This is a genomic window from Blastopirellula sediminis (assembly GCF_020966755.1).
Lineage (GTDB): Bacteria > Planctomycetota > Planctomycetia > Pirellulales > Pirellulaceae > Blastopirellula > Blastopirellula sediminis.
In genome coordinates, this window is sequence record NZ_JAJKFT010000002.1 from 163,066 (window position 1) to 184,050 (window position 20,985).

The 20,985-nt window shown below is 60.0% G+C and carries 15 protein-coding genes; 10 read left to right on the plus strand and 5 right to left on the minus strand.

Features of this window, described 5'->3' with window-relative positions:
- Nucleotides 1–17: 17 nt before the first annotated feature.
- Nucleotides 18–1,610, minus strand: coding sequence for an alginate export family protein (locus LOC68_RS01350; protein WP_230214753.1), 1,593 nt, complete (start codon nucleotides 1,608–1,610; stop codon nucleotides 18–20).
- A 496-nt stretch (nucleotides 1,611–2,106) separates the two neighbouring features.
- Here LOC68_RS01350 and LOC68_RS01355 point away from each other — a divergent pair, with 496 nt between their 5' ends.
- The 7 genes from LOC68_RS01355 (at nucleotide 2,107) to LOC68_RS01385 (ending at nucleotide 11,681) form a co-directional block, all read left to right on the plus strand.
- On the plus strand, nucleotides 2,107–3,567 hold the full coding sequence (locus LOC68_RS01355) for a CmpA/NrtA family ABC transporter substrate-binding protein (RefSeq protein WP_390623332.1): 1,461 nt from the start codon (nucleotides 2,107–2,109) through the stop codon (nucleotides 3,565–3,567).
- A 62-nt stretch (nucleotides 3,568–3,629) separates the two neighbouring features.
- Nucleotides 3,630–5,189 (plus strand): ABC transporter permease, encoded by a 1,560-nt coding sequence (locus LOC68_RS01360; protein ID WP_230214757.1) that lies wholly within the window; start codon nucleotides 3,630–3,632, stop codon nucleotides 5,187–5,189.
- The gene (locus tag LOC68_RS01365) at nucleotides 5,186–6,067 is read left to right on the plus strand and encodes an ABC transporter ATP-binding protein (RefSeq protein ID WP_230214768.1); all 882 of its coding nucleotides are present in this window, start codon (nucleotides 5,186–5,188) and stop codon (nucleotides 6,065–6,067) included. The genes LOC68_RS01360 and LOC68_RS01365 overlap by 4 nt, the downstream gene beginning before the upstream one ends.
- Before the next feature lie 21 nt (nucleotides 6,068–6,088).
- Nucleotides 6,089–6,976, plus strand: a complete 888-nt coding sequence (locus tag LOC68_RS01370; protein ID WP_230214771.1) for an ABC transporter ATP-binding protein — start codon at nucleotides 6,089–6,091, stop codon at nucleotides 6,974–6,976.
- An 18-nt stretch (nucleotides 6,977–6,994) separates the two neighbouring features.
- Nucleotides 6,995–7,819, plus strand: a complete 825-nt coding sequence (locus LOC68_RS01375) for a hypothetical protein (protein ID WP_230214774.1) — start codon at nucleotides 6,995–6,997, stop codon at nucleotides 7,817–7,819.
- Between the two features lie 11 nt (nucleotides 7,820–7,830).
- Nucleotides 7,831–9,441, plus strand: coding sequence for a DmsC/YnfH family molybdoenzyme membrane anchor subunit (locus tag LOC68_RS01380; RefSeq protein ID WP_230214784.1), 1,611 nt, complete (start codon nucleotides 7,831–7,833; stop codon nucleotides 9,439–9,441).
- 59 nt (nucleotides 9,442–9,500) lie between these two features.
- Nucleotides 9,501–11,681, plus strand: coding sequence for a molybdopterin oxidoreductase family protein (locus LOC68_RS01385; protein ID WP_390623333.1), 2,181 nt, complete (start codon nucleotides 9,501–9,503; stop codon nucleotides 11,679–11,681).
- A gap of 149 nt (nucleotides 11,682–11,830) precedes the next feature.
- Here LOC68_RS01385 and LOC68_RS01390 read toward each other — a convergent pair whose 3' ends face one another.
- Together LOC68_RS01390 and LOC68_RS01395 are read right to left on the minus strand one after the other, a co-directional pair.
- Nucleotides 11,831–13,129, minus strand: a complete 1,299-nt coding sequence (locus LOC68_RS01390; RefSeq protein ID WP_230214787.1) for a hypothetical protein — start codon at nucleotides 13,127–13,129, stop codon at nucleotides 11,831–11,833.
- A 308-nt stretch (nucleotides 13,130–13,437) separates the two neighbouring features.
- Nucleotides 13,438–14,667 carry a DUF6666 family protein gene (locus tag LOC68_RS01395; protein ID WP_230214800.1) on the minus strand — a complete coding sequence of 410 codons (1,230 nt, stop codon included), beginning with the start codon at nucleotides 14,665–14,667 and terminating at the stop codon, nucleotides 13,438–13,440.
- Between the two features lie 309 nt (nucleotides 14,668–14,976).
- Between LOC68_RS01395 and LOC68_RS01400 the strand changes: the two genes are divergently transcribed.
- Nucleotides 14,977–15,597, plus strand: coding sequence for a hypothetical protein (locus LOC68_RS01400; RefSeq protein WP_230214802.1), 621 nt, complete (start codon nucleotides 14,977–14,979; stop codon nucleotides 15,595–15,597).
- Between the two features lie 240 nt (nucleotides 15,598–15,837).
- On the opposite strand, the gene LOC68_RS01405 is transcribed toward LOC68_RS01400, so the two are convergent.
- Nucleotides 15,838–16,980 carry a trans-sulfuration enzyme family protein gene (locus tag LOC68_RS01405; protein WP_230214804.1) on the minus strand — a complete coding sequence of 381 codons (1,143 nt, stop codon included), beginning with the start codon at nucleotides 16,978–16,980 and terminating at the stop codon, nucleotides 15,838–15,840.
- 346 nt (nucleotides 16,981–17,326) lie between these two features.
- On the minus strand, nucleotides 17,327–18,535 hold the full coding sequence (locus LOC68_RS01410) for a trans-sulfuration enzyme family protein (protein WP_230214805.1): 1,209 nt from the start codon (nucleotides 18,533–18,535) through the stop codon (nucleotides 17,327–17,329).
- 317 nt (nucleotides 18,536–18,852) lie between these two features.
- Between LOC68_RS01410 and LOC68_RS01415 the strand changes: the two genes are divergently transcribed.
- Both LOC68_RS01415 and LOC68_RS01420 read left to right on the plus strand, forming a co-directional pair.
- Nucleotides 18,853–20,007: a hypothetical protein gene (locus LOC68_RS01415; protein ID WP_230214807.1), complete on the plus strand. Its 1,155-nt coding sequence runs from the start codon at nucleotides 18,853–18,855 to the stop codon at nucleotides 20,005–20,007.
- A 358-nt stretch (nucleotides 20,008–20,365) separates the two neighbouring features.
- Nucleotides 20,366–20,977, plus strand: a complete 612-nt coding sequence (locus LOC68_RS01420; RefSeq protein WP_230214809.1) for a glycine zipper domain-containing protein — start codon at nucleotides 20,366–20,368, stop codon at nucleotides 20,975–20,977.
- Nucleotides 20,978–20,985 lie beyond the last annotated feature (8 nt).

Genomic DNA, 20,985 nt, shown 5'->3' on the forward strand with positions numbered 1-20,985 from the left:
CTTGGGTGAACGTTTCTTTAGAATCGGAGCGAGTACTGAGCCCAGAAGAAGCTGGCATCACCCTTGTAGGGGAAGTCCGGGTTCGCTGGGTTCGTGAAGAATGAGCCAGTGAAGAAGTGGCTGTATCCCAGGATCACATCCGAGTGAGCCGAGATGTTGTACTGCCACATGAAGTCCAATTCCTGGCCCAGGTACTTCGACCCGGCGACGAACGGATTCGCCGGGTTGTTGCCGAGCGGCGTCATGACGACGCTGTAGGCGGCGTCTTCGTCGTTCTGGCGGTGGAAGATATGGTACCACATCAGCAATTGGTGCTTCGGATCGGGCTTCGCCGTCAGCAGGAAGTTGACGTCGGTGATGTTCCGGCGACCGAAGATGTCCATGAAACCGAGGTATTTGTGAGCCAGCGGGAACAAGTGATCGTAGCCGTTGCCGATGACCTGGTCGCCTGACGCCCAGTCATAGTAAGCCCACAAGGTCGGCTTCCAGCAGTGGTCGAACTCGTGACCCAGACCCAAGGTGAAGAACCCGGCGTTGTGGTTGTCGTCCATGAAGTGGCCGAACTGGTAAGCGGCTTCCGCTTCGTACAGCAATTCGCCTTCGCAGCCGAGGTTGCCGTACAGACGCGAACCGAGCGTTTGGTAGTTGAAATCGCGAACGTCGTTCTCGAAGCCGAGCCAGTAGTACTCTTGCTTGTGCTTTTCGTTCGCTTTGTGGGTCGTGTAGACGCCGTAGAACGCCTGGTCGTAGTTCGGCGAATCGAAGGTATCGCGAGTCGGATAAATCGGACGGGTAGCGAAGGCGTCGACGTCCCAATCGGTACCTTTGTAGAAGACCTTGATACCCTCGAAGGTACGACGGGTGTTGGCCCAGTCGAGCGGCGACACGGTACGTTGGGCGCCGTAGAGCAATTCCTGGCGACCGTAGCGGACCCAGTATTCTCCTTCGGCGGTGTCCAGGAACTTGATGTCGGCGAAGCAGTTTTGCAGGTTCCAGTAGTTTTCTTCAATCGGACGCGGATTGAAGTCTTCAAATTCACTGGTCGCGTGCAGCATTTCGGCGTAAACGCGGGACCAATCGTTGATTTCGTAGTTGCCGTAAACGCGGAGACGTTGCAACAGGAAGTTGTCGTCCCGGCCGGTTGGGCCAAGGCCACGGAAATTGTTTTCGTTGTGGTAGCGAGCGCGGTATTCGCCGCCGAGATCAAACACGCCGCAATTGCCGACGCAGATCCGCTTCATGTTCTCGCCCAGGTGCCAGTCGTTGTAGCACGGGTCGCAGAGGTAGTTGAAGTTGTTGTCGAAGTAGACCCCTTTGTAGGCCCCCGCGACCGCCTTGGCCAACTCCTTCTTTTTCTTCTCATCGCAGACGACCGGCTTGGCCTCAGCGTTGTTCATCGAATCCAGGTTGTCGAACGACACCACCGATTCGTGAGTCGCGAGCGTTTCGCTCGAGTCGTCGGAGATGACGTACTCCATGTCGGTCGAAGTCAGGTCAGTCGCGGTCAGGTACGACTGGTGCTCTTGGGCGGAAAGCCCGGTTCCGAGGAGCAGGAGCCCCGCGACGGTCGCGCCTCGCAACGTGAAGGTGGATTTTAAGTCGTGGAACATGAAACAGTCCTGCAGTTCGGATCTATTCTGGACAGCCAAGCCAACTCGGCCCGCGTATGGCAAGCTTCGGAATGCTCATTCAAGAAAATTGACGGAAATCAAGGCTGCCGTTGAACTTTGCCAAGGTTCTCATGAGTTTCGAGGGGACTGGTCTCGACGTGATCAGAAGTGATCAGCGAATGGACAGCTTTCGGCTGGACTAATGCAAATGGCGAGCGCACCCCATGCCGGGTATGAACGCAGAGGAGGTTTGGGTTCGCTCGGGACGCGGGTAACGCGAAATACGGCGCAAGCGTTCTGTTGATAGAGGGTTACGCACAATACGCTCCCTGCTGTCACTTTCCGGCACGCCGCTTGCGATAGAGATTCCGGCAACGTAATCGATCCTATTTTGCGTCCATTAGCGCACGAGTTGCTTGTGGACGAACCCTTCGGCGTTGTTTCTAACCCGGGAACGTATTCCATGCGACGAAATCGACTCTCACCTATTGCGACGATGTTTTGGTTGGTCTTGGCCGGACTAACGATTTGCGGTTGCGGTCAACAGCGTAGCGGTCCCAGTCTGCAGGATCTCGATATCGACGCCCTAGCGGCGGAAGCGACCGCCGCGATGGAAGCTTTAGGGAAAGAACAGCCGCTAGCAGTTGGTACTCCGAAGGGGGATCGTCCTGCGGCGCTCCGCCTGGAGAAGACGAAGCTGAAGTTCGGCTTCATTAAACTGACCGACTGCGCTCCGCTGGTGATTGCCAAGGAGCAGGGATTCTTCGCTGACGAAGGATTGCAGGTCGACGTCGAAGCCCAGCCAAACTGGAAGACGCTTCTCGAACGAGTGATCAGCGGCGAGCTTGACGGCGCTCATATGTTGTCTGGCCAACCGATCGCTTCGACGATCGGCGTCAACGGCGAAGCCCACGTCATCACCGCTTATACGATGGACCTGAACGGTAACGGCATCACGGTCTCCAACGCGATCTGGGAACAGATGCAGAAGGCCGATCCGGCATTGCAGTCGCCGCAGGCGAAGCATCCGATTTCGGCCGACGCGCTGCGTCCGATCGTCGCCGAGCGGAAAGCGTCCGGCGATCTGCTGAAGATGGGGATGGTCTTCCCGGTTTCGACCCATAACTACGAACTACGCTATTGGCTGGCCGCCTCCGGCATTCACCCGGGGATGTATACCGCGTCCGACACGACCGGCGTGACCGACGCCGAAGTGCTCCTCTCGGTTACTCCGCCGCCGATGATGCCGCAGGTGATGGAAGTCGGCACGATCCAAGGTTACTGCGTCGGCGAGCCGTGGAACCAACAAGCGGTGGTCAAGGGAATCGGCGTGCCGGTCACCACCAACTACGACATCTGGAAGAACAACCCGGAAAAGGTGTTCGGCGTCACCAAAGCGTGGAACGACGAGAATCGCAACACCCACATCGCGGTCGTGAAGGCGCTAATTCGAGCCGGCAAGTGGCTCGACGAAACCGACGCCGAAGGAAAGTTCGTCAACCGCGAAGCGGCGGTTCAGTTGTTGTCGAAGGCCAACTACGTTGGCGCCGACGTCGACGTCATCCGTAACTCGATGACCGGCTACTTCTACTTCCAGAAATCGGACAAGCGGGAACTCCCGGACTTCAACGTCTTCTTCAAGTATCACGCAACCTATCCCTGGTATAGCGACGGCGTCTGGTTTTTGACGCAGATGCGCCGCTGGGGGCAGATCACCGAACCGAAGCCGGCCGAGTGGTACGACGAGACGGCGAAAAAGATTTATCGCCCCGATATCTATCGCGAAGCGGCCGATCGGCTGATTGCCGAAGGGAAGCTCGATCGGGCCGACATTCCGGCGGACGATACCGACGGCTACAAGCCGGCGACCTCGGACTTCATCGATGGAATTCCGTACGACGGACATGATCCGATCGCATATCTGAATTCCCACAAGATCGGCAACAAGGACGAATAAGTCCCGCTGCTGGTCCGAAGCGAAGCGTTCCGCGTCCATCCGCATCACCCAAAGAATTTGCGATGAAATACAAGATCATACGTCTGCTCGATATTGCCGGCTTGAACTGTTTCGAGCCGGTCGTCCGGCTCTGCTACGGCGATGAGCCGAAGCAGCAAGTCCGGAAGATCGGCCTCTTTATCGTAGCGCCGGTCGCCGTGTTCCTGTTGTTTATCGGTACGTGGGCGGCGATCGCCCCGCTGATCAAAACCAAAGCGGGACGTCTGCCGTCGCCGACCGACGTCGTCGCATCGCTGGGGGACGTTTATCAGTTCCACTGGCGCGAATACACCAAGAAGGCCGACTTCGCTCGCACCGGCGAAGACCGTGAGCAAACGCTTGCGATGGTCACCGCCGACCTGGAAAAGGCGAATGAGCGGAAAAAGGAAGTCGACGCCGAGTTGACCGAACTGACCGCTTCGCTGGACGCCGAATCGGCCGCCGAACTGAAAAAGTACGAAACGGCGGTCGAAAACCAGGCGATCGTCTACAAGGCGAAACTGGCCGAGCGGGAACAGAAACTGCTGGAAGAAGGGGAGAAACTTGACGTCTCGGGCGAGGACGCGCGACAGCAATATGTCGCCGCCGTTCGTGCGCATCAGGCCGAAACGACTCGCGAGGCGGACCATATCAAGGAGCTCCGTTCCGATCTGTCTGCGATGCGCAAACAGGCGACCCCGGAACTGGCCGCATTGCAGGACGAAAAGAACGCACTCGATCAAGAGACGCAGTTCCTTACCAAACGAATTTCGCTACTGAGCGACGGCAATCGCCGCTGGAAAGTTGCCAACGCCGCGCTTGATCTGAAGAACGCCGACTCGGCGCTCGCCTCCGCGGCGCCCGGCGAACGTTATGATGCGACCCTGCGTTACCTGGGGGCGGAAGAACGAATCTTGTCCAACGCCGGCGCGATTTACGCCAAGCCGCCGACCTTCTTCGACCAGGTCTTTACCAGCATCGAATGCGTCTTCGTCGGCTTCTTGATCGCCACCGCAATTGCGATTCCGATCGGCGTGCTGTGCGGTTTGAACCGCGTGATCATGGCCTCGCTGACGCCGCTGATTTCGCTCTTCAAGCCGGTCTCGCCGATCGTGTGGCTGCCGATCGTCTTTATCGTCGTCGGCGGTTTCATCGAACGGCCCGATGAAGCGTGGGTGAAGCCTGCCTTCTTGAGCTCGGCGATCACGGTCGCCCTTTGCTCCCTCTGGCCAACCTTGGTCAATACGGCGCTCGGCGTCGCATCGATCGACAAAGATCATATGAACGTCGCTCGCGTGCTGCGGCTCAGCTTCTGGGATCGTCTGACGAAGATCGTGATTCCGTCCGCCTTGCCGCTGATCTTTACCGGGCTCCGAATTTCGCTCGGCGTCGGCTGGATGGTGCTGATTGCGGCGGAGTTGCTCTCTTCGAGTCCCGGCCTCGGGAAGTTCGTCTGGGACATGTTCAACAACGGTTCGTCCGACACCTTCTCGCAGATGCTGCTCACCGTGTTTGTGGTCGGTATCGTCGGGCTGTTGCTCGATCGGATCATGATCGTCTTCCAGCGTCTGGTTAGCTTTGACGGAGGAGCGACCGCCATATGATCGCCAACACGAAAATGACGAGCGGCGAGGATGCGCCGGTGATGTTGGAACTGAAGGACGCGACTGTCGCCTTCGGAATGGGATCGGACGCCTACGTGGTGTTGGATCAGGCCAACCTTCAGGTCAAAGAGAACGAATTCGTCGCGGTGATCGGTTACTCCGGCAGCGGCAAGTCGACTTTGATTTCGACCCTGGCCGGGTTGATCACTCCGGTCAGCGGGGCGGTTCAGTATCGGGGAAAGCCGATGCCGCCGCCGGGACCGGATCGCGGGATCGTCTTCCAGAACTACTCGCTGCTTCCATGGCTGACCGTCGTCGGCAACATCGACCTGGCGGTCAAGCGGCTTCGCCGCGATCTGACCCGGAGCGCTCGTCGCGACTACGTGCAAAAGTATATCGACATGGTCAATTTGACCGGGTCGGAAAAGAAGTACCCGAGCGAGCTCTCCGGCGGGATGCGGCAGCGACTTTCGCTGGCCCGCACGTTGTCGATGCAGCCCGAAGTGCTGCTGCTGGACGAACCGCTGAGCGCCCTCGACGCGCTGACGCGGTCGGTTTTGCAGGACGAGATCATCCGTCTTTGGGAAGAGGATCGCCGCACCGTGGTGATGGTGACCAACGACGTCGACGAGGCGGTCTTGATGGCCGACCGGATCGTCCCGCTTACTCCGGGACCTGGCGCCAAGCTGGGACGCGAGTTTGAAGTGACGCTGTCGCGACCGCGCGATCGGACGACGCTTAACTTCGATCCCGAATTCAAACATTTGCGCAACGAAGCGACCCGCTACATGTTGCAGCTGAGCGCCGATTCGAAGACGCGGCGCGAAACGCGTCGCTTTACGCTTCCAGACCTTGAGCCCGCCAACCTGAGCGGTTAATCCAACAGGAAGGGAATCAACATGACCAGCGGCGGTGAACAACGTTACGTCGAACTTTATCGGCTCTCGAAGGCGTATCCCAACCAGTTTGGCGATCCGGTCACGGTAGTCGATGGGTTCAACCTGATCATGCGGCGCGGCGAAGTCGTCAGCTTGATCGGCCACTCCGGTTGCGGCAAGTCGACCGTGTTGACGATGGTGGCGGGCCTCAATTCCATCACTGAAGGCAGCGTCGTCCTGTCGGGGCGCGAAGTTTATGGCGCCGGTCCTGACCGCGCGGTCGTCTTCCAGGCGCCTTGCTTGCTGCCCTGGATGACGGCGATTCAAAACGTCCGTCTCGGCGTCGACCGGGTCTTCTCGCACGGGACGCGCAAACAACGCAACGAGATTTGCGAGTATTACCTCGACGCGGTCGGCCTGGCCGATTCGATGCACAAATATCCGCGCGAGTTGTCAGGCGGCATGCAGCAGCGGGTCGGCATCGCGCGAGCGATCGCCCTGAAACCAAAGATGCTGCTGCTCGACGAACCGTTCGGCCGTCTCGACTCGTTGACGCGGATGGAACTTCAGGACGTCATTCTGAAGATCCTCGATCGCGAAAAGATCTCGACGATGCTGGTTACCCACGACGTCGACGAAGCGATCTACATGGCCGATCGGATCTGCATGATGACGACCGGGCCGCGGGCTCGCGTCGGGCAAGTGCTGGAGCTGCCGTTCGCGCGACCGCGCGTTCGTGAAGAAGTGCTGGAAGATCCGCTCTACTACGATTTGCGCGGTTGTTTGGTTTCGTTCCTCGAAGAGCAGGACAAACGAAAGCATCGCCCAGCCCCGGCGCCGAAAAGCGAAGCGGCGACCGAAGCCGAAACGGAACCAGCGAGCGGCGCGTTAGCTGCCGCCGAAGCGTAACGATCCAAGGAAAGACCGATGCAAGTGGAAGCGATGAGCATGTTGCAAGCGATCCGCGTCACGGCGGTGGACGGCGCCGATCCGGTTGGTTGGACCGTCGACGCAGTAGGAGATTGGTCCGCGCGCAGCGATCGAGACGTCGCCGCTGAGTTCGCGTACGAACGGAGCGTGCGGGTCGAACAGCACGGCGATCAGGTTTACCTGGCGATTCCGTGTGCGACCAGCGAAGCGCTGCGCGGAGTGGTCGAGATGACGTTCCAATTGCCGCCAGAGGCGATCGCCGCATTCGAAATCTGGAAGCGAAATGATCGGGAAGAGCTCAAACTCGAACAAGGAATCTATCGCAGTCTCGACTACATCGAGCGAATCACGCCCTTCGTTCGTTTCCCGCGCCGCTCCGGCTTGCCGGGGGACGTTTGGGAAAACCGCCTGGCCGGTTGCGTGAACAACCTGGGGGCGTCGCCGAACTTTATGCGTTCGGCGGGGGCGCGTTCGGCAGGCCTCGACTTCGGTCTCTGTTTGCCGTTTATGAAGACCGAACATGAACTAGCGAGCGTGCTGCTGGTGATGGGGTCGTATCAACTTCCGCTCGTGTCCGAGGTCGAGATCTGGTTGCTCGATCAGGAGGGGACCGGGCTGGAAAGAAAACATCGGATCGCAATGGAAGGCGCCGCTGAGACGCCGACCAAGATGCGACTGGGAGAAGGCGCGGCCGGTTATGCGGCGGCGGCCCGTATCCCGAAGCTGTTCAAAAGTGAAGACGACGCTTCGCCGGCCTGGCAGGTCGCCTTCCCGCAATTTGTCGGCAACCGCTTGTCGTCGGTCGTATCCGTTTCGCTGTAAGGGAAATTGCAGTGGCGAGCGTCGTTCAACCCAAGAGCCCCGTGCTCACCGAAGGATTCGACCTGGTTCAGTTTCTGCTCGAGGAGCAGCAAGATCTGACGGCGGTCGAACGGTTTTCGCAGCGTCACGCCGACATCTCGTCGCCGCTGATGGCGCCGATGTATCGCGAACTCTTGCCGGCCGAAGCGCCTCGGCCCGGCGAGCAATATGCGTTTGAAGTCGATCTGGACGCTTGCTCCGGCTGCAAAGCGTGCGTCGTCGCGTGTCACAATCGAAACGGCCTGGAGCCGGAAGAGACGTGGCGGAGCGTCGGACTGCTGCAAGGGGAAGGGGAGTGCGCCACTGTTCAACATGTGACGACCGCGTGTCATCACTGCGCGGATCCGGGCTGCTTGCGCGGCTGCCCGGTACGCGCTTATGAAAAAGATCCGGTCACCGGAATCGTGGTCCATTTGGACGATCAATGCATCGGCTGCAAGTATTGCACGATGATGTGCCCCTACGACGTGCCGCAATATAGCGAAGCGAAAGGGATCGTCCGCAAGTGCGACATGTGCCGGCAACGGCTGGATGTCGGCGAAGCCCCCGCTTGCGTGCAGGCATGTCCGAATCAAGCGATCCGGATCACGCTGGTTCGCCAGGACGAAGCTCGCACCGCCGGCGCGAATGGGGAATTCCTCGACGGCGCCGCTCATCCTTCGACCACCAATCCGACCACCCAATTCGTCGGTTCGACGCGCAAGATCAAACTCGCCTCCGGCGATCAATTCTCGATTCGGCAAAACCATGGGCATCTGCCGCTGGTCGCGCTGCTGGTCTTTACGCAGTTGTCGGTCGGCGCGGCGCTGGCCGGCTGTTTGTGGGAAGCGCATCGACTCGCGCTGTTCCTGATTGCGACCGGGTTCTGTGCAATTGGACTGGCCGCATCCGGCGCCCACTTGGGACGACCGTTCTATGGCTACCGCGTCTTCCTGGGGCTGAGAACTTCGTGGCTCAGCCGCGAAGCGATCATCTTCGGCAAGTACTTCCCGGCGATTGCACTTGCCACGGCGTCGTTCTGGTTCCAGATGTACACCCCGATCGGTTTGCTGCTGGGCTGGGCCGGCGTTGCGGTCGGTCTGCTGGGGGTCTTTTGCAGCATCATGATTTATGTCGCGACCCGTCGTCCGGTCTGGGGACCGATCTGGACCGGCGAGCGGTTTGGGGGAACCGTGGTGTTGCTTGGCGCTGCGGCGGCCATGGCTGCCGACAGCGGCGAGCGACTGCTGGTGGTTCCGATCGCAATCGCGGTGATTGCGCTGACGGCGACGCGGGCTCTCTTGGAATACCGTTTCGCCGCCAAGGCCGACGACGACTTCGCCAATCCCTTTACTCGCACCAAGTATCTGCAGAGTCATTCGTTGCTGGCGCTGGTGCGAGCGCGAAACGTGCTGTGGGGACTTGGGGGCGTTCTCTTTCCGATCGCTTGGATGCTCGAAAATCACCAGGTTCCCTCGATCATCATCGCGGCGACCGGCTTCTTGTTGCTGACGGGGGCCGAACTGCTCGATCGCTTCGTCTATTTCGCATCAGAATCGACGCCCAGCATGCCTGGGGTCGCCCGTTCGGGAGAACACGGATGAGCATCACGACCGATAACAAGCTGATCGCCAAGTCGGGCCCACTGAAATTGGTGGGAGACATGATCTTGGCCCGCGACGGTCATTTGACTCGCGAGCTGCTGCTGGAACCGGCCAAGTTCGGGCTCGGCAAAACGCGCGAAGCGGAATCGCCCGACGCGACCACCACCGCGGTCTGCGGATTCTGCTCGACCGGGTGCGGACTCGAAATCCATTTGAAAGAAGGTCGCGCCGTCACGTTGACCCCGGCGACTGATTGGCCGGTCAACCTGGGAATGGCCTGTCCCAAGGGTTGGGAAGCGCTAACGGTCCTCAACTCGCCTGACCGCGCGACGCGCCCGCTGAAGAAGAATGCGAACGGAAAACTGGAGCCAACCAGCTGGGACGACGCCCTCAAGACGTTCTGCGATCAGCTGAAGGGAGTGCAGTCGCGGCATGGCAATGACTCCGTCGCGTTTTTGAGCACCGGGCAGATCGCCACCGAAGAGATGGCGTTTCTTGGCTCGCTTGCCAAGTTTGGAATGGGGATGTTGCACGGCGACGGGAATACCCGCCAGTGCATGGCGACCGCCGCGACCGCTTACAAAGAGTCATTCGGCTTCGATGCGCCGCCGTTCTCCTACGCCGACTTCGAAGAGTCCGATACGCTCGTCTTCATCGGTTCGAACCTTTGCATCGCGCATCCGATCCTGTGGGAACGGGTGCTCCGTAATCCGCACAAGCCGGAAATCATCGTCATCGACCCACGGTTGACCGAAACGGCCCAAGCGGCGACGACCCACCTGCAGATCCAGCCGAAGTCGGACCTGACGCTCCTTTACACGGTCGCCAACCTGCTGATCCAGAACGATTGGATCGATCGCGACTTTATCGCGCAGCATACGAATCACTTCGACGAGTTCGCGCAGCATGTCGCCGCCTACACGCTGGAGCGAGCGGTCGAGCGAACCGGTCTGCCGGAGCAAACGATCATCGACTTCGCCGAGAAGATCCATCGCGGCGAGCGAGTCTCGTTCTGGTGGACGATGGGAGTCAATCAGAGCCACGAAGGGGTGCGCACCGCGCAGGCGATGATCAACTTGGCGCTGATGACCGGCAACATCGGACGACCAGGAACGGGCGCCAATTCGGTCACCGGGCAGTGCAACGCGATGGGCTCGCGACTCTTCAGCAACACGACCAATCTGCTCGGTGGGCACAGCTTCACCAATCCAGCCGATCGGCAAAAGGTGGCCGACATCCTGGAGATCCCGGTCGAACGGATCCCGACCGAAAACAGCTGGGCCTACGATCAAATCATCGAAGGGATCAAAGAAGACAAAGTCAAAGGGCTGTGGGTAATCGCCACCAACCCGGCTCACTCTTGGATTCACCAGAACGGCCTGCACGAGATTCTGCAGAAGCTGGAGTTTCTGGTGGTTCAGGACATGTACACGACGACCGAGACCGCGCAGTTGGCCGACCTGGTTCTGCCGGCGGCCGGTTGGGGAGAAAAAGAAGGCTCGTTCATTAACTCGGAGCGACGGTTTGGCCTGCACAAGAAGGTCTCGCCGGCGCCGGGGGAAGCGCTCGCCGACTTCCAGATCTTCCGCGCGATCGCCGGCTATTGGGGCTGCGGCGACATGTTCAGCAAGTGGACGGCGCCGGAGCGGGTCTTCGAGACGATGCAGCAGCTCTCGCAAGGCCAGCCGTGCGACATTAGCGGCATCGGCGGCTATCAGGACCTCGACGATCGTCGCGGCGTCCAGTGGCCGTTTGCGGCCGGTGAAACCGACATCGCGTCGGAGCGGCGGCTCTTCGCCGATGGGCAGTTCTTTCACGCCGATCAGAAGGCGAAGTTCCGCTTTGAAGAAACGCGGCTTCCGGGCGAAACGGCCAGCGAAGAGTATCCGTTCACGCTACTAACCGGTCGCGGCACCGCCGCCCAATGGCATACGCAGACGCGGACCGCCAAGAGCGGCGTGCTGCGAAAGCTTTATCCCAACATGCTGCAAGTCGACCTGCACCCGGCCGACGCGAAAGAGTTGGGGATCGCGCCGCATGAAGAGATCTTCGTCGAATCGAAGCGGGGCGTCATCAAGGCGCACGCCAATCTGACCGCCGCGGTGCAGCGCGGGCACGTCTTCATGCCGATGCACTGGGAAACGGTCAATCAACTGACCTTCGCCGAGTTCGATCCCTACTCGCGGCAGCCATCCTACAAAAATGCCGCCGTGCGCTTACGCCGGCGGCAGGATGGTTAGACCTGTTGTAGGTTGGGTGCAGCGAAATGAAACCCAACAATGCGGACGCAAGTGGAAGGTGGGTTACGTAAGCGAGTAACGACTCTGCGCGAAACTGCTTTGGATCGCGCTTACTCCACCCACGCTACAATCTCGGCGTGCGACAAGCGTTAGTTGTTCGCCGCAGGGCGTCGTCCGCCTCCACGTCGACGACGTCCGCCGCCACCACCGCCGCCGCTGCGACGTTCTACGTGCGCCGGCGCCGTCTTGTGGCGTTCGATGTTCATGTCGACGATCGAGGTCACCGCGTCGAGCCACGACGGGATGTTGCGATGACGACGCAGGTCTTGGTCGTCTTCGTCGTCGTAGACATCATCCAGCGACGCGTCTTCGTCGTCCGGGAAGTCGACGTCGGTCAGTTCGCGTTCGCGCTTCGGCGCTGGCGATTCGGAGGAGGACTTGCGAGCTTCGCCTTCGTCCGCCTTGCGGCTGCGACGGCGACGACGGCGGCGACGCGGGGCGCCGCTCGATTCCGAGCCTTCTTCCCCTTCGGCCGCTTCTTTGTCGCCGGCTTCTTTCGCGGCCGGTTCCAGTTCGGCGGAGACTTCCAGCGCTTCGGACGAGTCTTCGTCGCTCGCGTCTTCTTCGGCGGTCGTTTCGCCGCGGCTGTCGCGACGACGTCCGCGACGGCGACGTCGACGACGGCGCGGAGCGCCCGATTCGTCGGACGCTTCTTCGCGAGCGACCGGAGCTTCGTCGTCTTCTTCGTCGATCGGCTCCGGTTCGTCCTGGATGTCTTCGATCAGGTCGTAATCGCCGGTGTCGAAGAAGATCTCGTCGCCGGGGATCAAATTGCGAGTCGGTTCCGGAGTCGGCTCTTCCGATTTCTTCGAGCTCGAATCGATCTGAATGAAGAGGCTGGCGGCCCGCTTTTCGGTTTCGGGCGAATCTTCCTGCTCGCTGAACAAGCTGCGAGCGGTCGACTCGGCGCGGGTCGGCGGCGCCTTCTTGGTCAGCTCTTCTTCGATCGGGCTCGGCTTCGCCGGCTTAGGGGCCTCCACGACCGGCGGTTTCGGGGCGGGCGGCGTCGGGGCCGGAGCTTCCGCCGCCGGTTCCGACTTGCCGAACAGGCGTTCGACCGGCAGTCCGAGCGACTGAGCCAGGCCGGCCCAATGACGCTTGGTCGGCGGAGCTGCGACGACCGGTTCAGCCGGGGCCGCTTCTTCTTCCGCCGGTTCTTCGGCGACCGGTTCCACAGCCGGCGGAACTTCTTCCGCCACGGTTTCCGAGATTTCGACCGTTTCCGAAGTTTCGACGACTTCTACGATCTCGGCCGACGGTTCCGAAATTTCCTGCGTTTGTTCTTCCACCGGAGCTTCGCTCGACGGTTCTTCGTTCAGATTTTCAGCAGGCGCGGCGCCCAGGGCCGCTGCCAGCGACGCCCAGTGGCTCTTTTTGGGTTGAGTCATAAACCTAATAACGACAGTAAGTTAGTTTCGTGTGCAGCTCGACGCGGTCGAACTTGGCGACTGCGGAGCAGGCCGAATCTCTACGGTGAAGTTCGGCGTTTCACCCGGTCTGCATGCAACTTTGTCTAGTAAACGCGCAAGTATATCGGCGCCATCATGATTTGTGAAGTCATGATACTGGGCAGAGTTACGTCCAACGGAACAAACCGAACCCACATCGAGAGACTTGAAAATGGAGCGAGCCGCCGCAGATCTAGACGCGTTCTAGACCGGCGGCGGCTCGACTCCTCCCCTCGAAATGACTCGTTTTACTGGCGACGGAGGATGAAGTCGCCGTTGTTGGCCACGTTAAACAGCGGCCGATAGTAGCTCGTGCTGCCGCACTTCGACCCGCTGAACGGGTACCAGACCAGGTTGATCCCAATATTCCAGGCTTCTTCCTCGTTGCGAGTCCGGTCGTCCTGGGCGTCGGGCAGCAGGAAGGTGAAGCCCGAATCCAAGGCCAGGCACTGGGTCAGCGGCAAGTGAGCGTCGGCGCCCAAGATCCCTTGGCTGTCGCCGGTCCAACCGCCGAACAGCCGGAACGATTTGCCGCAATTATCCAGGCGATGCCGCCAGAAGAAGGTGTACAAGTTGGTGGCGCCGACCGTTTCGTCGACGTCGATATTGACGTCGGCCGTGCCCGGAACGGTAATCGTGGTGCTGCCGGAACCTTCCTTGTCGCTGGCCGAGAACTGGAAGCCGATCTCGTTGCAGCCCGGGAAAACCCAGCTCAGCTGACCGCGGACCTGGCTCACTTCGACGTCATAGTACCACTGATCTTTGAGGTGATCGAAGACGACGCCGCCTTGCCAACCCCAGTCGACGCGGCGGAACAAACCGACCGTGAAGAAGGTCTGATCGCGGGTCGATTCGGTAAAGCTGGCGCCATACAGGTTGGCGTTCGAGCCGGACATGCCGATCTGGAAGCCAAGGCCCGACTTCGGGAGAAAGCCGATCGGCATCCCCCAGTTGAACCCATAGTTATAGCCGAAGCTGCCGTCCATGCCGCGGTTCAGGCCATTCTTGAAGCCTTGAACGCCGGCGTTGACCGAAAAGTCGTCCCAGTTCAGCTTAAAGCAGAGCGGGATGCAGGTCATGCAGCAGGTGTCGCACTGACCGCAGCCGCCGCAGGTTGGGCCGCAATCGCCGGTTCCGCAGCTGTCGCAGCCGCCGCCGTGCACGTGGCCAGGGTGCATTCCTTCTTCGACGATCATGCCTCCTTCGTCCATGTATTGGACGCCGGGCTCGACCATCTCCACGCTCGGCTGAGCGTCTAGCACCGAGTAGTCGACCTGTTCGACTTCGGTGTTGGTTTCGATCTGAGTCGCGATGCGACTCGCTTTGGCGGCACGTTGCCGAGCTTGATAGATGCGGTCCTGCGAGGTGGGAAAGAGTCGACCAACTCGCGGCTCTTGGGTCTGAGCGTAACCGGCGGTAGTGAGCATGCTGGCCATCACAAGGACAGCAGCTAGCGCCATGCGGGTAGAAAACAACATTACTAGATTTCCTTCATTCCGGGGGGGGACGGATGGAGCGGTGAAATCTTCCGCTTCCACCGATGTAATCGTCACGACCGTTAAGCGACCTGAAGGAAAAGTCGGGATAATCGAAAAAGTTTTTCCAGATTGACGCGTGTGGAAATGGGTTAAATGGCGGGCTGTGGTTGAGATTGGCGGTTGTTCGGAAAGTTCTGCTTTTTTGCATCGTGCGGGTTCGATTAACTATTCCGGCGATCGAATATCTCGCCTGGATCGTTCATGAACGCCTGACCCAGGGCGGACGCATCAGTGAAGGAAGAAAGAACAATGGTCAAAAACTTGGTTTGCGGAGCGATTGTCGCCTGCCTGCTAGCGGTTAACGTGGCGTCGGCTCAGAGCTGCGGATGCTCCGCTCCTGAACCTTCGTGCGGTTGCTCTTCGTGCCAGCACCACACGTGTTGCGACCCTTGTTGTTGCAACCCGCTTGGAACCGCGCTGAAGAATCTCGGCTGCGGAATCAAGACGGGGCTGTGTCATATCAAGGGTGGCGTCGAGCGGCTGCTCTGCCCGATTCGTTACAACGGTTGCTGCCATAGCTGCGGCGGTTGTGGAAGCAGCGTCGGCTGCGGCGATTGCGTTTCGTGCGGCGCCGGGGTTCCGCCGGTCAGCCACTACGGTTCGCCGATGATCGAAGACGCTCCGGTCTGGAACGGCAAGGGCGCCCCGACTCCTCCGACCCCGCACGTTGACGAACCGACCTCGGTCGTGCCGGAACCGGCTCGTTTCCAACCGCCGGGAAGCTGGAAGTCGGCTCAGGTTGGCGACGTCAAACCGGCCGGCAAGCAAAACTTGTACTACAGCAAAGTCATTGCTGAGAAGAGCGGCGTGTCGCGGGTCAGCCACACGACGAAATCGGGCGTCTACTTTGCGGCGCCCAAATCGAAGTAATTCCCGTGCTTCGAGAGCTTACCCCACATGCAAAACGCCTCGCATTGCGAGGCGTTTTTTTATGCGCAAATACTAGCCCGAGGCGCGAGCCGAGGGAAAGCGTTCGATCATTTTCGCAGAGATCATGTGCGCATCACGGCCGCAACTGGAGCGGCGTCTCTTTAATGCATCCAAGTCCACTCCCTCGGCTCGCGCCTCGGGCTAGTATTGGATTGGGCGTCAGAGCGCAGAATGTTGCTGCTACGCGTTCAGCGCTTGATCCAGATCATCGCGCAGATCTTCAAACGCTTCCAGGCCGACCGAGATGCGGATCAGTTCGTCTTTGATGCCGTGGGCCAGTCGCGCTTCGCGATCGTAGCTCGCGTGCGACATCGAGGCCGGTTGTTCGATCAGCGATTCGACGGCGCCCAAACTGACCGCGAGTTGGAACAAGTGGGTCGATTCGGCGACGCGCTTCGCTTTGGCGTAGTCACCTTTGACTTCAAAGCTGAGCATCGCCCCGAAGCCCCCCTCCATCTGCCGCGCGGCGATCGCATGGCCGGGATGGGTATTCAGGCCTGGATAAAGGACCCGAGCGATGCGCGAATCGGCGTCGAGAAATTCGGCGATCTTCTGCGCGGTGCGGCATTGTTCGAGGACCCGCAGTTCCAAGGTCTTCAAGCCGCGACTGACCAGGAACGACTCGAACGGCCCCATCACGGCGCCGGTGGCGTTTTGGACGAAGTACAGCCGATCGTATAGCATCTTATCTTTGACGATCAGCGCTCCGCCGAGGACGTCGCTGTGCCCGCCGAAGTACTTGGTGGCCGAGTGCATGACGATATCGGCGCCCAGTTCGAGCGGACGGGTCAAAACCGGCGTCGCAAAGGTGCTGTCGACGCCGAGGAGCAAATGATGCCGCTTGGCGATCTCGGCACAAGCGGCGATGTCGGTGATCGACATCTGCGGATTGCCGGGGCTTTCGATCCAGAGCATCTTCGTCTGCGGGGTGATCGCCGCTTCCAAGGCGCCCAGATCGCTCGAGTTGGCCAGCGTCGTGGTGATTCCCGAGCGATTGCAGATCTTGTGGAGGAGCCGATAGGCGCCGCCGTAGATGTCCGATCCGGCGACGACATGATCGCCGGCTTCGAGCAACATCATCGCGCCGTGAATCGCCGCCATCCCGGAAGCGTAGGCGAGGGCGCCGGTTCCGCTTTCCAGCGCGGCGAGCGTCGTCTCCAGGTTCTTCCGGGTCGGATTGCCGCTCCGCGAATAGTCGAACTCTCCCCATTCTCCAGCGCCAGGCTGCACGTAGGTGCTGGCGACATGAATCGGCGGCACGACCGCTCCGGTCTGCGGGTCACGGGCATTGCCGACATGAATCGCCTTGGTACGGAACTGCATCGGTCTCTACTTTCTGCTTAGTGGATCGCGAGGAAGAGAAGAATGGAACGCGGATGACACGGATGGGCCGCGGTAGGAAACATGGTGAAGATAGAAAGACATTGGGTGGCACTGCTGGCTTGTCCAGCAGTGGGTAAGCAGCGAGTGGTTTCCAACGAAGGTCGTGTCGTTAAGCACCGCCGTTCGATAACACTAACTGATCCCTAATTACTCACTTGGAGGCCGAACACTGCTGGACAAGCCAGCAGTGCCACCCCAGGGAACTCACGCTATTCTTATTCTCTCTTAACCGCGTCTCTGGCCGTGTACTTCCGCGGCCTCCGTGTTCTATCTCTTCGTTCTTCTCTTAGATCGAGTCGAGGGCTTGTTTCAGGTCGGCGATCAGGTCTTCGGCGTCTTCGATGCCGCACGACATCCGGATCATGTTGTCGTAGATGCCGAACTTGGCCCGTTCTTCCGGCTTCAGCTGGAAGTAGCTCATCACCAGCGGCTGCTCGATCAGCGATTCGACGCCGCCGAGGCTCGGACCGATGCGGGGGATCTTCACCGCGTCGATCACGTCGGCCGTCTTGCGCCAGTCGGCGTCTTTGATCAGGAAGGTGATCAAACCGCCGAAGCCGCTCATCGTCTTCTTGGCGACGTCATAATACTTGTGCGACGGCAGGCCAGGGTAGTAAACCTTTTCGACCTTCGGGTGCGATTCGAGGAATTCGGCGATCGCCTGGCCGTTCTTGTTATGGCGTTCCATCCGTAGGCTGAAGGTCTTCAAGCCGCGCAGGAGCAAGTAAATGTTGTGAGGCGAGTTGATCCCGCCCATGATGCCGCGCAGTTTGCGGACCGATTCCATCTGCGCCTTCGAGCCGATAATCACGCCGGCCAACAGGTCGTTGTGCCCGGCCAGGTACTTGGTCGCCGAGTGCAAAACGTAGTCGACGCCGTAATCAAGCGGACGCACGTTGTACGGAGTCGCCAGCGTCGCGTCGATCAGCGTTTCGACCCCATGCTTTTTGCCGATCGCGGCGAACTTCTCGAGATCGACGACGCTCAGGTGCGGGTTGGTCGGCGATTCGCTGACCAGCAGCTTGGTGCTCGGGTTGATCGCCGCTTCCATCGCTTCGTAGTCGCACGCTTTCACCTGACGAGTGACGACGCCGAATCGGGACATGTGCTTCGAGCAGAACTCGCGGCTGCGATGGTAACACTCGTCGAAGAAGATCACTTCGTCGCCGGCGTTGAGCTTCGCCATCAGCAGACCGACGATCGCCGCCATGCCGCTGGCGTACAGAACCGCGTCTTCGCCCCCTTCGAGCGCCGCCAGCTTCTTCTCAGCCACCTTTTCGCCAGGATTGCCGTAGCGGCCGTACTCTTCGCGCTCTTGGTCTTCTTCGATGTAGCGAATGACCGAAGCGGTGTCGGTGAAGGTGTAGGTCGATGCGCAGAAGATCGGGTCGGTGATCGCGCTTTCCGGCTTTTGACGCGCTTCGCCGGCCTGGACGGAGGCGGTCGAGAAACCAAGGTCAGTGACGTCGAGCGGAACGCGGTTGGGGTCGTTCATAATGGCGGCTTAAAAATGGGCCGCCAGAGTCGCCAGACGGGGGAACCCGTGGGGCGCGAAGAAGGCGGCTTTTGACAAAATACATCGGCCGCAGCAGAAACGACTGTTTCTTTTGCTCGCCATTAGCGAGAACTTCTCGCTGACGAGGGCACTTTAGCAGTAAAGCTGCAAGCGGCCACAAATCCCTGGAAGACATCACTTTACTTGCCGCCGCCCTTGGCGGCAAGCGGGTCCATTTCCAGGTTTTTCGTGGACGTTTCCCTAACTCCGCGTCTAAAATGGGTTTCGCTGTCCCCTCCTATTCTTCCGGCGCCTGCATGATGACCTACCTCCGACACTTGGCTCTCGCCATCGCTTTGGCTCTTCCGGCGGCGTCGATCGTGCTGGCCGAAGAAGCGAAAACGGTGGAAGAGCTGATCGTCGATCTCGGTTCGGACGACTTTCAGACCCGCAAGCGAGCGGCGGAAGTGCTGTTGGAACGGGGAATGGCGGCTCATCCCGCTTTGGTGACCGCTTCGGTTTCTCCCGATCCGACCGTCAAAATGCAGGCGGTCAATCTGCTGGACGAAATCGTCGCCAAAGATCGTCGCGAGCGGATCGCCGCATTTCGCGCTGCGGAAAAAGACGTATCTCTTCCTTGCTGGGAGCAGTTTCGCGAAGTAACCGGGGATGATGCGGTCGCTCGGCGGATTTTCGCTCGCATGGCCGAAAGCGAATGGGAACTGTTCGATCTGGCGAGCAACCATCCGGAAGAGATCGACTACGCGGTCTATCGCCGGGCTCTCGAGATGCGGATGCGGCTTTACAACACGCAATCTCCCCCCAGTATGGCCAGCGTCGCGTCGCTGCTCCTTTTGACCGGCAGCAACGAGTTTGACGTGACGGGGCCTGCTTTTGCGGAACTACAGTATTCTCTCTCGTCGCGGCCGATCACCCAGGCGCTCAACAATCCGGAAGAAGCGGATGTGGTCCGCAAGCTGTTTAACCACTGGATCACCCACAGCGTCGATAGTCCCTATTTGTCGATGCAGCATCGCTTCTCGGTTTTGCTGCTCGCGATTCGAGAAGATTTGCAGGCCGGCGTGCTGTTGGCCCGGGCGATCGTTGAAGATCCAAGCCCCTCCTCAATCCAAGCGATTCAGAACAATCTTCACATGGCCTACTCGATCCTGGCGATCGCCAAGCTCGGCTCGACCGAGGATATCCCGTTTCTCGAAAAGCTGTTCGAAAACGATAGCGACATCGTCCCGGTCAATCAGCGAGAACCATTCGAGAGCCAGGTCCGCGACATCGCCTTGGCCGCCGCGATCCACCTCAGCGGCCGCAACCCCCGCGAATTCGGCTTCGACCGGATCACGGCCGACGCCAACTATCTGTTCAGCTATCGCACGGTCGGCTTCGCCAGCGACGTCGAACGCTCGGCCGCTTTTGAGAAGTGGCACAAGGTCTCGCCGGCTCTCTCCGGCGGTTAGGCGATCGCCAGTCTCACACCAACCCGAGGCGCGAGCCGAGGGAATGCGTGTGGATTCATCCAAATAGTCGCCTGGGCCTTTGCGGCTGGAACTGGAAGGGGATCCGCGATCCGATTCTGACTCCATTCCCTCGGCTCGTGCCTCGGATTAGTGTCGGAGAGGTTACGCCGACCGCTAGTACCACTTCCGGCCGGTTAACCTACATCCCCTCGGACTCCCAAGCTTACCCCAATTCAAAAGTCAGCTTGACCGATATAACCGACGCTGCCATTATTCCGCATCGCTCGCATGCGTTATCAGCGCCTGGTCGCCGATAACGAGTACAACGGATTTGCGTGCGCGGCTGGAGAAGGATCGGATGACGAAACACGGATTGTACTTGGCGATTGCGGCTTTGGTTGTCGCCGCAGTTGGCTGTCGCTCTCCTTATGCCCAAGATCGTTTGGCCGCCGCCGGCGGTTTGACCGGCGCTGTGGCTGGCGCCGCCATCGGCAGCGCGACCGGCAACGCTGGAGCAGGCGCACTGATTGGCGCCGGCGTGGGCGCGGTCGCCGGTAGCGCGACTGGCGCGGCGATCGACGAATCGGAAGCTCGCAATCAGGCGATCATTCAGGAACGACTCGGACGCCAACTCGCCGGCGCGACCACCTTCCAGGACGTCGTCGCGATGTCCCAAGCCGGACTGGGTGACCAGGTCATTATCGCCCACATTAATAAGCATGGCGTTGCGACCCCGCCGACGCCTCAGGACTTGATTGGTCTGAAGAACTCCGGCGTCAGCGACGCGGTCCTCGCGACGCTGCAAAATCCCCCTCCGATCATCCAGCCGGTCCGTTATGTCGATCGTCGCCCCGTTGTGGTCGAAGAGGTCGTCTACGATCCGTGGTGCTATGGCCCTCCGTACCGCTACCGCCACCATCACCACCACCATCCGCCGGGCGTATCGTGGTCGATTGGGGTGCATCACTAGAAAGCGGC

Excerpts from the sequence above, each read along its gene's own strand:
- LOC68_RS01350 (WP_230214753.1), bottom strand. The coding sequence starts at position 1,610 with ATGTTCCACGACTTAAAATCCACCTTCACGTTGCGAGGCGCGACCGTC.
- LOC68_RS01355 (WP_390623332.1), top strand. The coding sequence starts at position 2,107 with ATGTTTTGGTTGGTCTTGGCCGGACTAACGATTTGCGGTTGCGGTCAA.
- LOC68_RS01360 (WP_230214757.1), top strand. The coding sequence starts at position 3,630 with ATGAAATACAAGATCATACGTCTGCTCGATATTGCCGGCTTGAACTGT.
- LOC68_RS01365 (WP_230214768.1), top strand. The coding sequence starts at position 5,186 with ATGATCGCCAACACGAAAATGACGAGCGGCGAGGATGCGCCGGTGATG.
- LOC68_RS01370 (WP_230214771.1), top strand. The coding sequence starts at position 6,089 with ATGACCAGCGGCGGTGAACAACGTTACGTCGAACTTTATCGGCTCTCG.
- LOC68_RS01375 (WP_230214774.1), top strand. The coding sequence starts at position 6,995 with ATGCAAGTGGAAGCGATGAGCATGTTGCAAGCGATCCGCGTCACGGCG.
- LOC68_RS01385 (WP_390623333.1), top strand. The coding sequence starts at position 9,501 with ATGATCTTGGCCCGCGACGGTCATTTGACTCGCGAGCTGCTGCTGGAA.
- LOC68_RS01390 (WP_230214787.1), bottom strand. The coding sequence starts at position 13,129 with ATGACTCAACCCAAAAAGAGCCACTGGGCGTCGCTGGCAGCGGCCCTG.
- LOC68_RS01395 (WP_230214800.1), bottom strand. The coding sequence starts at position 14,667 with ATGTTGTTTTCTACCCGCATGGCGCTAGCTGCTGTCCTTGTGATGGCC.
- LOC68_RS01400 (WP_230214802.1), top strand. The coding sequence starts at position 14,977 with ATGGTCAAAAACTTGGTTTGCGGAGCGATTGTCGCCTGCCTGCTAGCG.
- LOC68_RS01405 (WP_230214804.1), bottom strand. The coding sequence starts at position 16,980 with ATGCAGTTCCGTACCAAGGCGATTCATGTCGGCAATGCCCGTGACCCG.
- LOC68_RS01410 (WP_230214805.1), bottom strand. The coding sequence starts at position 18,535 with ATGAACGACCCCAACCGCGTTCCGCTCGACGTCACTGACCTTGGTTTC.
- LOC68_RS01415 (WP_230214807.1), top strand. The coding sequence starts at position 18,853 with ATGATGACCTACCTCCGACACTTGGCTCTCGCCATCGCTTTGGCTCTT.
- LOC68_RS01420 (WP_230214809.1), top strand. The coding sequence starts at position 20,366 with ATGACGAAACACGGATTGTACTTGGCGATTGCGGCTTTGGTTGTCGCC.